The 13687-nt window shown below is 59.0% G+C and carries 10 protein-coding genes; 3 read left to right on the top strand and 7 right to left on the bottom strand.

Features of this window, described 5'->3' with window-relative positions; genetic code table 11:
• Both ompR and B9Z51_RS08000 read left to right on the top strand, forming a co-directional pair.
• Entirely contained in the window at positions 1 to 729 is a 729-nt protein-coding gene (gene ompR, locus B9Z51_RS08005) for a two-component system response regulator OmpR (RefSeq protein WP_108373495.1), read from the top strand.
• The gene (locus tag B9Z51_RS08000; protein WP_108373493.1) at positions 726 to 2108 is read left to right on the top strand and encodes a sensor histidine kinase; all 1383 of its coding nucleotides are present in this window, start codon (positions 726 to 728) and stop codon (positions 2106 to 2108) included. Before ompR ends, B9Z51_RS08000 begins: the two co-directional genes overlap by 4 nt.
• Before the next feature lie 233 nt (positions 2109 to 2341).
• Here the strand turns inward: B9Z51_RS08000 and ispF are convergent, their stop codons facing one another.
• From ispF to B9Z51_RS07965, 7 genes are all read right to left on the bottom strand, one after another.
• Positions 2342 to 2839 (bottom strand): 2-C-methyl-D-erythritol 2,4-cyclodiphosphate synthase, encoded by a 498-nt coding sequence (gene ispF / locus B9Z51_RS07995; RefSeq protein WP_108373491.1) that lies wholly within the window; start codon positions 2837 to 2839, stop codon positions 2342 to 2344.
• Complete coding sequence (gene ispD, locus B9Z51_RS07990; RefSeq protein WP_108373489.1) at positions 2836 to 3576, bottom strand: 2-C-methyl-D-erythritol 4-phosphate cytidylyltransferase; 741 nt, start codon at positions 3574 to 3576, stop codon at positions 2836 to 2838. Before ispD ends, ispF begins: the two co-directional genes overlap by 4 nt.
• 105 nt (positions 3577 to 3681) lie before the next feature.
• On the bottom strand, positions 3682 to 4419 hold the full coding sequence (locus B9Z51_RS07985; protein ID WP_158272849.1) for a SapC family protein: 738 nt from the start codon (positions 4417 to 4419) through the stop codon (positions 3682 to 3684).
• A 165-nt stretch (positions 4420 to 4584) separates the two neighbouring features.
• On the bottom strand, positions 4585 to 6618 hold the full coding sequence (locus B9Z51_RS07980; RefSeq protein ID WP_108373486.1) for a M3 family metallopeptidase: 2034 nt from the start codon (positions 6616 to 6618) through the stop codon (positions 4585 to 4587).
• Positions 6619 to 6723: 105 nt separating this feature from the next.
• On the bottom strand, positions 6724 to 7575 hold the full coding sequence (folD, locus tag B9Z51_RS07975; protein WP_108373484.1) for a bifunctional methylenetetrahydrofolate dehydrogenase/methenyltetrahydrofolate cyclohydrolase FolD: 852 nt from the start codon (positions 7573 to 7575) through the stop codon (positions 6724 to 6726).
• 76 nt (positions 7576 to 7651) lie between these two features.
• Positions 7652 to 8278 (bottom strand): response regulator transcription factor, encoded by a 627-nt coding sequence (locus B9Z51_RS07970; protein WP_108373482.1) that lies wholly within the window; start codon positions 8276 to 8278, stop codon positions 7652 to 7654.
• A complete protein-coding gene (locus B9Z51_RS07965; protein ID WP_108373481.1) occupies positions 8275 to 10806 on the bottom strand; it encodes a PAS domain-containing sensor histidine kinase in 2532 nt (843 codons plus the stop codon). Before B9Z51_RS07965 ends, B9Z51_RS07970 begins: the two co-directional genes overlap by 4 nt.
• A gap of 174 nt (positions 10807 to 10980) precedes the next feature.
• Here B9Z51_RS07965 and aceE point away from each other — a divergent pair, with 174 nt between their 5' ends.
• On the top strand, positions 10981 to 13677 hold the full coding sequence (gene aceE / locus B9Z51_RS07960; protein WP_108373479.1) for a pyruvate dehydrogenase (acetyl-transferring), homodimeric type: 2697 nt from the start codon (positions 10981 to 10983) through the stop codon (positions 13675 to 13677).
• Positions 13678 to 13687 lie beyond the last annotated feature (10 nt).

Here is a 13687-nt window from a genome sequence, read left to right as displayed (position 1 = left end):
ATGACTGCCTCATCTCGTCTCGACAAAATCGTCATCGTGGATGACGACGCACGCATCCGCGATTTGCTTCGTCGTTACTTGTCGCAAGAAAGTTTTGACGTTTTGCTGGCCGAAGACGGCCGATCGTTGGACCGCATCTTGCAGCGTGAAACCATTGACCTGATCGTGCTCGATTTGATGCTTCCTGGTGAAGATGGCCTGAGCATTTGTCGCCGCATGCGCGCTGCGGGCAACAAAACACCCATCATCATGTTGACCGCAAAGGGTGAAGAGTCCGAGCGCATCAACGGTCTGGAAATTGGCGCTGACGATTACCTGGGTAAACCTTTCAACCCGCGTGAACTGCTGGCCCGTATTCATGCGGTTTTGCGCCGCAGACCCCAGGCCGAAGTGCCAGGTGCACCGGCCAGCGAGAAAGAGGTGGTCAACTTCAGTGAATTCATCTTTGATCTGGGGGCACGTTCACTGAGCAAAAACGGGCAGGACATTGCCTTGACCACGGGAGAATTTGCCATGCTCAAAGCCTTGGTGCGGCACCCCCGGCAGCCGATGACGCGCGACAAACTGGCCCAGCTGGCCCGAGGCCGTGATTTCGAGCCCTTTGACCGCAGCCTGGATGTGCAGATTTCGCGGCTTCGCAAGATGATTGAACTCGACCCAGCCAGCCCCAAGATCATTCAGACGGTTTGGGGTGTCGGCTATGTGTTTGTGCCTGACGGTCAATCGTGAGCGACGAGTCCTTTGAAAACGGTGAAAGTGCAGTCGCCGAAAAGTCGCCACGCAGGCTCAAGCTGAGCCTGTTTTGGCGCACCTTCTTTTTGCTGGCCTTGCTGATCCTGTGCAGCAGCTTGGCTTGGTTGCAGATGTTTCGCACCCAGGAATACGAGCCGCGCATTCTGCGCAATGCCCACCAGATTGCCACAGTCGTCAACCTGACGCGAACCGCCCTGATGCACACCGATGCCATTGCCCGGGTATCGCTGCTCAAAACATTGGCTGACGAAGAAGAAGTCATCATCCTCACCCGCGAGCCGGGTGACCGCATTGTTCCGTTTGGCGCCTCGGGCTTGGAAAAGCGTCTGATCCACGAAATGGTTGAACGCCTGGGGCCGGGCACAGTGATCGCGTCCCAAGTCAATGACGCGCCCGGACTCTGGGTCGGTTTTGAAATCGAACGCGACAGCTACTGGCTTCAGATGGACCCACAACGTCTGCAGCCCTTGGGCGGCTCAGCTTGGCTCATGTGGCTGCTCGTGACGGCAGGGTTGTCGCTGGCGGGCGCAGCCATCATGGCGGGTCTGATCAACCGACCCCTCAAACGCCTGTCGTTTGCCGCCAGCCAGGTGCGAGAAGGCTACTTCAATACGTCCACTTTGGACGAAGATGCCGCCACCAGTGAAATCCGCGAAGTCAATATTGGCTTCAACCGCATGGCCGAGCGCCTGGCCAAGATCGAGGCCGAACGCGCCTTGATGCTGGCGGGCATCTCACACGATTTGCGTACACCATTGGCGCGCTTGAGGCTGGAAACCGAGCTCAGCGTAGCCGACGTGCAAACCCGCGAACTCATGGCCGCAGACATCGCCCAGCTTGATGAAATCATTGACAAATTCCTCGACTATGCCCGCCCGGAGCCTACCCATTTGGGACCCGTGCTGCTGTCGGGCGTGATCAGCCGGTGCATTGCGCCGTTTCGCGCCAACCCGCGCATGGACATTGCCGTGGACGTGGCCGAGGACCTGCACGTCAAGGCCGAAACGGTGGAGCTGGGCCGTGTGTTGTCGAACTTGCTCGAGAACGCCCGCCGCTACGGTCAAAGCCCCATCGACGGCATCACCCGCGTCGAAATCGTGGCCCGCGTGCACGATGGTTGGGTGCTCTTGCGCGTGCGCGACCAAGGCCCCGGGGTGTCGCAAGCCACCCTCAAAAACCTCACACAGCCTTTTTTTCGTGGCGACACCGCCAGAACCTCGGCCACAGGCTCGGGACTGGGCCTGGCCATTGTGGAGCGCTCTGTTCAGCGCATGGGGGGCACATTTTCAGTGTTCAACAGCAGTGCAGGCGGTTTGATGGCACTGATGAAATTCAGGCAAGCAGAAGCAGCTTGAGCACGTTGTAGTGCTTTTCATGTTGGACTCTGCCAGGACTGCGCCGTAGCGCACAACGTTGGACATGAAGGGGCATCTAAGGGTGATTTGGTAGGTCGCTTTAGCCCCGACAGATGCAGCGCTGTGATGGGGTAGGTCGGTACTCGAAGAGTTCGACATTGACGGATTGACGCATAGAGCCCGATATGGGCATGGGCGGTTTGCGAGCCCATGTCGGGCCTTCGACCGCCGACCTACACGTCGGCAGCCAAGACACCCAGGGTCAGCAGCACCACCGCCCGCGCTTCGATGCTTTGGCCCATGCCCACGGGTCCGAGCTTCTCTGCGGTTTTGGCCTTCACGTTCACTTGCGTTGCATCCACTCCCAGTGCTTTTGCCACCGAGGCGTTGATGGCGCTCATGTGGGGCGCCAGCTTGGGCGCCTGGGCGACGATGGTGCTGTCCACATTGACCAACTCCCAGCCTTTGTCACGCACACGGCGCATGGCTTCGGCCAGCAAGACTGACGAATCGGCGCCCTTGAACTGCGCGTCTGTGTCCGGGAAATGCCGCCCGATATCGCCCAGGCCCGCAGCCCCCAACACCGCATCGGTGATGGCATGCAACAGCACATCGGCGTCTGAGTGGCCAAGCAGTCCAGCCGTGTGCGGGATCTTTACCCCCCCCAGAATCAGTTGACGACCAGGCACCAGTGCATGCACATCCCAACCTTCTCCAATGCGAAAACTCATGTGCGACCTTTCAAAACTGCCTCGGCAAACGCGAAGTCCGCCGGGTAAGTGACTTTTAAATTTTGGGCAGAACCGGGCACCAGGCGCGGCGCCAAGCCCAGGCGCTCCATGGCGCTTGACTCATCAGTGATGCCTACAAATCCAGTGGCGGCAACCTGTGTCAAGGCCTCATGCAAGCCCCCTAGACGGAACATTTGTGGCGTCTGCGCCAGCCATTTGTCTTCTCGGGGCACGGTGCTTTGCACCCGTACACCCCTGGCGTCCTGACGTTGCGACTTGAGCGTATCGGGCAAGGGCAAAGCCAGCAAACCGCCCACGGGGTCATGGCGGCAAGCCTCTATCAAGCTGGATACGGCCCCGGGCGTGATCAGGCAGCGGGCGGCATCGTGCACCAGTACCCAATCATCTGCGGCCAGGCCTGCCGCCAGCATGGCCCCCAAACCGTTGAAAACACTCTCGGCCCGTGATGCACCGCCACAGGCCACGCGCACAAAGCGCTCGGGCCAGGCACCCGCCTGAGGCCAGGCAAAGTCGTCATCGGGCGATAACACCACCCAAGCTGACTCGAGCTGTGGCACTTTCGCCAGGGCCTGCAAGGTGTGCATGACCATGGGCTGACCGGCCACCAGTTGGTACTGCTTGGGCACGACTGTGCCCGCACGGCTGCCCACCCCCGCACAAGGAATCAAGGCATGGAAATGTGGCGAGGTGTTCTGTGAGGGCAAGGCATCTGTCATAAGCCCGCCATTGTAGGAGCCGATATCGCGTTGCAAGCGATGATTGAGGGGTGATTGTGCAGGTCGGTGGTCGAAGGCGACGACCTGCTGTCTGGCGCCCGGCGTTCAGGCCATCTTGGGGTTGGCCTTGAGCAAGTTGGCCAGTTTGTTCATGCTGCCCATGGAAATCAGATGCGCGTATATCAGACCCATCCAGCCGCTTGCAACAAACTTTTGCAGGGTTTTGGCAGGCAATTGGCGCAGCTTGTGTTCATCGATGATGCGAAAGCCTGACAGGCTCAATGTTTCGCCATTTTCAAGCGTGATGTTGGCATGCTGATCCACCAAGATATCGGCCGCTTGCAGGGCTTCGCTGAATTCACGCGTTTGCTGCATTTGGATGTGAAAACGCTTGCAAAACTCCAGCGCCTGGTCGGTCACGGTCGTTTTTATCCCCTGTTCGTCGAAAAATGCCAGGGTCTGACCAGGAACCACCCACTTGGAATCAAAGTCAACGCACAAAGTCAGATCGTTAGAGCCCTCATTTTCGGCAAAAATGAAGGGGTAACGGCGCACATAAGCGGGGATATAGGTGTTGGCTGCCCAGTGGCCATCAGCTTGCACGTAAGCGTTGTGGTCGGGATTCATGCCCAGAACCGCCAAGGGCATGGCGGTATCGCCGGTAGTGAAAACGATGACATAGTCTCGGCAGGCGACCGAAAACTCTTCAATGACCAGCGGCAAGGAGTTGGTTTCTCGCGCAAAACCAAACCCGATTTCAGGATGGAGTGACAGCTGTCCGTGTTGTTCGGGGTTCAAGGCCTGGGGGTTTTTGTACAGGATTGGAAATACACCGTTAGTCATGATTTTTATCCTCAAATGGGAACTAAAGTGTATATCCATTCACTGCTTTAACGGTAATTTTTGAGGCAGCCGGGGCTGCGAACCGATTCGATGAGGGCGGTTCATACTTTCGCCATTCGGAAACAGGGGTTCACCAGTCCCCTGCAAATTCACCATGGCGCGCAATCACACCATGCCCTGGTGCCGCAACAAGGCATCGAGGCTGGGCTCGCGGCCCCGGAAGGCTTTGAACGACTCCAGCGCCGGGCGGCTGCCACCGGCTTCCAGAATGGCTTGGCGGTACAGGCGTCCGGTTTCCACGCTGGGCGTGCCGTCTGCCGCAGCGGTTTCTTCAAATGCCGCGTAAGCGTCGGCGCTCAGCACTTCGGCCCATTTGTAGCTGTAATAACCGGCGGCGTATCCGCCTGCAAAGATGTGGCTGAAGGTGTGGGCCATGCGGTTGAAGGCGGGCGGCTGCATCACAGCCACTTCGTCGCGCACTTGGCGCAGCAGCGGCATGAAGTCTTGCGCCGGGTCGTGCTCGGCGTGAACCAGCATGTCGAACAACGAAAACTCGATCTGGCGCAGGGTTTGCAAGCCGCTTTGGAAGTTCTTGGCGGCCAGCATCTTGTCGAACAGGGCTCGGGGCAGGGTCTCGCCGGTGTCCACATGGGCCGTCATGTGGCGCAGCACCGACCATTCCCAGCAGAAGTTTTCCATGAATTGGCTTGGCAACTCGACCGCGTCCCATTCGACGCCGCTGATGCCTGAGACATCGCGCTCGTTGACCTGGGTGAGCATGTGGTGCAGGCCGTGGCCGAATTCGTGGAAGAGGGTGATCACGTCGTCGTGCGTGAGCAGCGCAGGCTGGCCGTTCACGCCTTCAGCGAAGTTGCAAACCAGGTGCGCCACGGGCGTTTGCAGCACGCCGGTGTCGGGGCGCTGCCAGCGGCCACGCACATCGTCCATCCAGGCGCCGCCGCGTTTGCCTGCGCGGGCCGGGGGGTCGAGGTAGAACTGGCCCACCAACTGGCCGTTGCGCTCGATGCGGTAAAACGCCACTGCCGGGTGCCACACGGGCGCTTGATCGGCGCGGATGTTCACTTCGAACAGTGTTTCGATGATCTTGAACAAGCCAGCCAGCACCTTGGGCGCCGTGAAGTACTGTTTGACTTCTTGCTCGCTGAAGCTGTAGCGCGCTTCCTTGAGCTTTTCAGACAAATACGGCACGTCCCAAGCGTTGAGCGGACCGGCGATGCCCAGCGCGTTGGCCGCAAACTCGCGCAGGTCGGCCAGGTCTTTTTCGGCAAAAGGGCGGGCTTTGACCGCCAGGTCTCGCAAAAAGCCGATGACTTTTTCGGGTGACTCGGCCATCTTCGGCACCACAGAAACTTGGGCATAGTTGGCAAAGCCCAGCAGACGGGCTTCTTCCTGGCGCAGCGCCAGGATTTCCTGCATCAAGGCGGTGTTGTCAAAATGCCGGGCGTCTTCCGGGGCTTGGTCTGAGGCGCGGGTGACATGGGCTTTGTAAAGCTGTTCGCGCAAAGCGCCGCTGTCGGCAAACTGCATCACCGGTAGGTACACGGGCATCTTGAGCGACAGGCGATGGCCTTCTAGGCCCTCTTTTTTCGCAGCATCGCGGGTGGCCTGAATCACATCAGCGGGTACGCCTTGGAGCTGGTCTTCGCTCACGTACAGGGCAAATTTATCCGTGGCATCCAACGTGTTCTCACTGAACTTTTGCGTGATTTCGGCCAGACGCTCCTGAATGGCGGCGTAGCGCTCTTTGGCTGCCCCTTGCAGTTCGGCTCCGCCGAGCATAAAGCCGCGCAGGGCGTTTTTGTGGGCCTGTTTTTGTTCGGTGTTGAGCTGGGCTGGGTCGATCGCCTTGTATTTGGCATACAGGCGCTCATCACTGCCCAGCCGCGTCCAGAACTCGGTCACGCGGGGCAGGGCAGCGTTGTAGGCGGCGCGCAGCTCAGGCGTGTCGGCCACGCTGTTGAGGTGGCTCACCGCGCCCCAGGCCATGCCCAGACGCTCTGTGGCTACGTCCAGATTCAGCGCCATGGCGTGCCAGTCGGCTGGAAAATCTGTGGCGGTGACCTTTTCCAGTGCCGCGTCGGCCACAGCCAGCAATTCGTCCATGGCAGGGGCGACATGTTCGGGCGCGATGCGGTCAAACAAGGGCAGGCCGGATGTATCGAGCAAGGGGTTGGTCATGGGTGTTTTCAGAATGGGTGGCCAAAAAGGCTGGATGAACCAGAAAAGGGTCCGGGGCAATCCCCCGGGCAGACAGACCTTTGTGCAGGTTTGCCCGTTACGGGTTTAACTGGAGGCGCGTTCAGCCGCTTCAAGGGTGTTGACCAACAACATCGTGATGGTCATGGGGCCCACACCGCCGGGAACGGGGGTGATGTGGCTGGCGACTTCTTTGACGCCTTCAAAGTCCACGTCGCCGCACAGCTTGCCTTCGTCGTTGCGGTTCATGCCCACATCCAGCACCACTGCGCCGGGCTTGACCATGTCAGCGGTCAGCACATTGCGTTTGCCGACGGCGGCCACGATCACGTCGGCCTGCAGCGTCATGGCTTTCAGGTCGGGCGTGGCGCTGTGACAGATTGTCACGGTGGCGTTTTTTTGCAAGAGCATCAGCGCCATGGGTTTGCCCACAATGTTGCTGCGGCCAATGACCACGGCGTGCTTGCCGCGCAGGTCGTAGCCAATGCTTTCGAGCATCTTCATGCAGCCGTAGGGCGTGCAAGGCCAAAAACCCGGCATGCCGGTCATGAGCGCGCCGGCGCTGGCGATGTGAAAACCGTCCACATCTTTGGCGGGGCTGATGGCTTCGATGACCTTTTGTGCATCAATGTGTGCAGGCAAGGGCAACTGCACCAAGATGCCGTGGATGGCCGGGTCGTTGTTCAGCGCTTCGACGCGGGCCAGCAGGTCGGCCTCGGTCATGGTGGCCTCGTATTTTTCAAGCACCGAATGCAGGCCGCTGTCTTCGCAGGCTTTGACCTTGTTGCGCACATAAACCTGGCTGGCCGGGTTGTCGCCCACCAGCACCACGGCCAGGCCGGGGGTGATGCCTTTGGCCTTGAGGGCCTGCGCGCGGGTGGCGACTTCGGTGCGCAGTTGTTTGGATAGCTGGTTACCGTCGATGATTTGGGCAGTCATGTTTGAATACTCGAAAGGTCGGTGAAAAATGCAAAACGCCCGACGGGTGCGGGCGTTTCATGAGCGATGGAGCGGATCAGGCCTTGGGTGCGTTTTGCCCTAGCGCGATCTTGAGCAGGTCGGCCACGGTGTTGGCGTTGAGCTTTTCCATGATGTTGGCGCGGTGCGCCTCCACCGTCTTGATGCTGATGCCCAGATCGTCGGCAATCTGTTTGTTCAAGCGACCGGCGACGATGCGTTCGAGCACCTGGGCTTCGCGGCCCGTCAGCTTGGACAGCAGGGCGTCGCGGCTGGCCGCTTGCTGGTGGCCTGCAAAGGCCTCGCGTGCTTCGTCGAGCATGCGCTCCACCAAGCCCAGCAGTTCTTCTTCTTTGAAGGGCTTTTGAATGAAGTCCATGGCACCTTTTTTCATGGTGTTCACCGCCATGGGCACGTCGCCGTGGCCGGTGATGAACACGATGGGCAGGGGTGAGCGGCGCTCGATCAGGCGGTCTTGCAGTTCCAGGCCAGTCATGCCGCCCATGCGGATGTCGGCAATCAGACAGTCCACTTCACGCGGGTCATAGCGGCTGATGAAAGACTCTGCACTGTCAAAGCAACGCACGCGGTAGTCTTTGCCTTCGAGCAGCCACTGCAAGGAGTCGCGCACAGCTTCGTCGTCATCAACGACGTATACAGTGCCTTTTTTAGGTATCAAACTCATTCATTTACCCCGGTGGGTTGTTCTGCGGTCAAAGTGGTGGGGACGGGTATCCAGAAGGAGAAACGGCACCCGATCACATCGTCGGCATTGTAGATGTTCTCAGCATAGATCCTGCCTTGGTGCGATTCGATGATGCTGCGGCACAAATTCAGGCCAATGCCCATGCCTTCGACCTTGGTGGAGAAAAAAGCCTCATACACGCGGTCAATCACTTCGGGCGGCAAGCCCTGGCCGGTATCGGTGACCGAGAACTCCACCACGGCCTGGTTTTCTCGGGTCATGGGCACCACACGCAACTCAACATGCCGTTGCCCGGCAGGCCGATGGGCGTTGTCGATGGATTCGGCCGCGTTTTTCATCAGGTTGATCAAGACCTGTTCGATGAGGATGGTGTCCACCAAGAGTTGGGGCAAACGTGCTGCCACGTAGTGCGACAGCCGGACATGGCGCCTGCGCAATTCAATCTCGGCCAGTTCCAGCGACTCGTTGACCATGCCTGATACGTCCGAGAGCATGCGGTTGGGTTCGCTGCGCTTGACGAAGCTGCGAATGCGCAAAATGATCTGTCCCGCTCGCTGCGCCTGATGGGCCGTTTTTTCAAGCGCCCAGACCATGTCGTCTGCCTTGCCATGATTGTTTTTGATGCGCGAGATCATGCCGCTGCAGTAATTGCTGATGGCGGTCAGGGGCTGATTCAATTCGTGCGCCACACTGGACGCCATCTCGCCCATGGTGATCAGGCGACTGGCAGTTTGAGCGCGTTCTGCTTGCTGGGCGGCCAGCTCTTCGGCCTGGCGTCGCGGTGTGATGTCGCTGGCAATCACCATCTGGGCCAGGCGACCATCGGCCCAATTGATGTACCGTGAACGCACTTCGAGCCATTTGCCCAGTTCGGGAACAAAAATCTCGGCGTTTTCAGAGCGAGCCACCGTCAGGCTTTCTGTGGGGAGCCCCGCCAGATCATCGACATCGTCCGTTGTTTTTTCGCTGGTGTAGGCACCGGCCTGGGCAACCAAACGCAAATGGCCTTGTGTGTCTTGACCAAACCACAAGCGGTAAAGCTTGTTGGCAAACAACAACTCTTTGCTGCCCAAGGGGGCCACCGATACGGAGGCATCAAGTGCTTCCAGCACAATGGTGAAGCGGTCGTGCGCACTGGCCAATTGCTCACGAATCCGATTGGGCTCGGTGATGTCGGTCATCGACGTCATCCAGCCGGTGTGCTGGCCACGGGCGTCGATGAGCGGCGAAACATACAGCCGAGCATCGAACAAACTGCCGTTTTTGCGCTTGACCCGGACCTGAAACCCCCCGGCTGAATGCTGACCGCTGATCTCTTCTTCCAGCCGTTTGGTCAGCATTTCGCGGTCTTCGTCAGGCCAATAAGGGAAGGGGGCTGTGCCACCGACCAGCTCCGACTCGCTCCACCCGGTCATTTGGCAAAAGGCCGGGTTCACGTAGGTGATGCGGCCATGCAGGTCCAAAGCGCGCATGCCCGTGAGCATCGAGTTTTCCATGGCGCGGCGGAAGTTGGTTTCGGCCACCAGTGCCTTTTGGGCTTGCAGGCGCCTGCGGGTGTGTCGCCAATTGCCGATCAGCATCCAGGCCGTCATCACACTCAGCACACTCACCAACCAAAACAGGCCGCTGCCCACCAGGCCTTGCGATGTGCGCCAGGCTTGCGCCCGCAAAATCAGGCCATTGCCCACTGGCGCCACGGGCACCTCGTAATCGTTGTCAATGCGTTGACTGCCGGGCAGCAGGTTCCACAGGTGTACTCGCTTGGGAATGGTTTGACCCGCTTGCAGCCTGCCTTTGCTGTCTTGCAGGGCCACCGCATATTTGGCCAGTACTTCTGTGGGAACGCCGTAGCGCAGCAAACCCTCCATCGAGTATTGCGCCAGGATCACGCCGCTGAAGCGTCCTTGGTCATTGGTCAGAGGCGAGTGCAATTGCAGCACAGCGTTTCCTGCATCGCGCTCATCCTCGGCTTCAATCTGACCGTAAATGGGTTGCAATAAATCCCGGGCCAGGCTGAAGTTGTTTTCTGTTTCGCCGACTTTGAGCACGCTCCCGGCACGCAAATGGTGGTTGCTCAACAGGCTGGACACACTTTGGTTGGCAATGATGCGGCGCCGGTCGTCAATCCAGGTCAATGACTGGTATTCCGGGTATTGCTGCACCAGGGCCTCGGCACGCGACATGAACTGATCCACACGAATTTCGTGGTTGGAAACATCGCGTGCCAGGCGCATGACCTGTTCCTGGCGTTCGATCAGCCTCAGGCGAAGTCGCTGCTGGGCGTATTCCACATCGCGCTTGATGGCTTCTTGTTCCCGTTCAACCTCTTCAACGCGCAGGTACCAAAACGCACTGACGATGGCCGCCAAAAACAATAAAACGGCTGCAACCGGTGCCAAATTGGCAAAGCGGTCTTGATGGTTGGGCGATTGGCGTTGCCACCAAGTGCGCCACCATGCCCAAGGGCCCACTTTTTTGACAACGGATGCGGCTTTGTTCAATTCCATGACTTGAGTTTAGGTGACAACCCTTGCGTAAGTACCCTGCCATCCGACTGGTTCTGAGGGAAAAATTTCTTTAAATTTCATAATGTGATACGTTTATGCACTATTTGAAATTTGAGAAAAAATATGAGAAACTTGCGCCATCATTTAACCCATAACATCCAACAGGAGACACAAATGACTGCGGCAAACCCCCAACAGCCGAAGCTGGATCTCGACGCCCAAGAGACCCGTGAATGGATGGACGCTCTGTCCGCCGTGATTGAAAAAGAAGGCGGCGAACGCGCCCACTTCCTGATTGAACAACTGCTCGAACATGCCCGCGAAAACAGCATCGACATGCCGTTTTCTGCCACCACCGGCTACGTGAACACCATCGAGCCGAACCAGGAAGCCCGTTGCCCCGGCAACATCGAGATCGAAGAGCGCCTGCGCGCCTACATGCGCTGGAACGCCATGGCCATGGTGGTCAAGGCCAACCGCCACAACCCCGAAGACGGTGGTGACTTGGGCGGTCACATCGGCTCCTTCGCTTCGTTGGCCCACATGTTCGGTGCCGGTTTCAACCACTTCTGGCATGCCGAAAGCGAAAACCATGGTGGCGACTGCCTCTACATTCAAGGTCACGTCTCGCCCGGCGTTTATGCCCGCGCCTACCTCGAAGGCCGTTTGACTGAAGAGCAGTTGCTCAACTTCCGCCAGGAAGTGGACGGCAAAGGCCTGTCGAGCTACCCGCACCCCAAACTCATGCCCGAGTTCTGGCAGTTCCCCACCGTGTCCATGGGTCTCGGCCCCTTGATGGCGATCTACCAGGCCCGCTTTTTGAAGTACCTGCACGCCCGTGGCATTGCCAACACCGAAAACCGCAAGGTCTGGGTCTTCTGCGGTGACGGCGAGATGGACGAGGTTGAATCTTTGGGCGCGATTGGCTTGGCCGCGCGCGAGAACCTGGACAACCTGATTTTTGTCGTCAACTGCAACTTGCAGCGCCTCGATGGCCCGGTGCGCGGCAACGGCAAGATCGTGCAAGAACTCGAAGGCGAGTTCCGTGGCTCCGGCTGGAACGTCATCAAGCTGCTGTGGGGCAGCGAGTGGGACAGCCTGCTGGCCCGCGACAAAGATGGCGCGCTGCGCAAGCTGATGATGGACACGCTGGACGGCGACTACCAGGCCTTCAAAGCCAACGACGGCGCTTATGTGCGCAAGCATTTCTTTGGCCGCGACCCCCGCACGCTGGAGATGGTGGCCCACCTGTCCGACGACGACATCTGGAACCTCAAGCGCGGTGGCCATGACCCACAAAAGGTCTACGCTGCGTACCACGAGGCCGTGAACACCAAGGGCCAGCCCACCGTGCTGCTCATCAAGACCGTCAAAGGTTTTGGCATGGGCAAGGCCGGGGAAGGCAAGAACACCGTCCACCAGACCAAAAAGCTGACGGACGAAGACATCAAGTACATGCGCGATCGCTTCAACCTGCCGATCCCTGACAGCGAGCTGCCCAATATTCCTTTTTACAAGCCTGCAGAAGACACACCCGAAATGCGTTACCTGCACGAGCGCCGTAAAGCCTTGGGCGGTTACCTGCCCAAGCGCCGCGTCAAGGCCGAAGAAAACTTCACCGTGCCTTCTTTGGAAACCTTCAAAGCCGTGATGGAGCCCACCGCCGAAGGCCGTGAAATCTCCACCACCCAGGCGTATGTGCGCTTTTTGACCCAACTGCTGCGCGACCAAGCCCTGGGCCCACGCGTGGTGCCGATTTTGGTGGACGAAGCCCGAACCTTTGGTATGGAAGGCCTGTTCCGCCAGATCGGCATTTACAACCCCGCAGGCCAGCAGTACACCCCGGTCGACAAAGACCAGGTCATGTACTACAAGGAAGACAAAGCCGGTCAAATCTTGCAAGAAGGCATCAACGAAGCCGGCGGCATGTCCAGCTGGATCGCTGCGGCCACCAGCTACAGCACGTCCAACCGGATCATGATCCCGTTCTATGTGTACTACTCGATGTTTGGTTTCCAGCGCATTGGCGACTTGGCATGGGCTGCGGGCGACATGCAGGCACGCGGCTTCTTGCTGGGCGGCACCTCGGGCCGCACCACTTTGAACGGCGAAGGCTTGCAGCACGAAGACGGTCACAGCCACATCATGGCCAACACCATCCCCAACTGCGTGTCGTATGACCCCACCTTCGCACACGAAGTCGGCGTCATCCTGCACCACGGCTTGAAGCGCATGGTCGAGAAGCAAGACAACGTCTTCTATTACCTGACGCTGCTGAACGAAAACTACGCGATGCCAGGTCTCACGCCCGGCACCGAAGAGCAGATCATCAAAGGCATGTATTTGTGCAAGCCCGGCGCGGCTGGCGACAAGCGCGTGCAACTGCTGGGTTCGGGCACCATCTTGCGCGAATCGATTGCGGCACAAACGTTGCTGGCCACCGACTGGGGCATTCAGGCCGACGTGTGGAGCTGCCCAAGCTTCAACGAACTGACCCGCGACGGCCAAGACGCCGAGCGCCACAACATGCTGCACCCGCTGGAAACGCCACGTGTGTCCTTTGTGGGTCAACAGCTGGCCGAGCACAGCGGCCCCGTGGTCGCATCGACCGACTACATGAAGGCCTATGCCGAGCAGATCCGTCCTTTCATTCCCAAAGGTCGCACCTACAAAGTGCTGGGCACTGACGGTTTTGGCCGCTCTGACTTCCGCAGCAAGTTGCGCGAGCACTTCGAGGTCAATCGCCACTACATCGTGATCGCGGCCCTCAAGGCGCTGAGCGAAGACGGCGCTGTGCCCGCAACGCAAGTGGCTGAGGCGATCAAAAAGTACGGCATCAACACCGACAAGATCAACCCGCTGTACGCATAAACCCGGGAGA

Source organism: Limnohabitans sp. T6-5 (genome assembly GCF_003063315.1).
Taxonomy (GTDB): Bacteria; Pseudomonadota; Gammaproteobacteria; order Burkholderiales; family Burkholderiaceae_C; genus Limnohabitans_A.
Note: the sequence above shows the minus strand (reverse complement) of the source record. Positions and strands in the feature narration are given on the sequence as shown.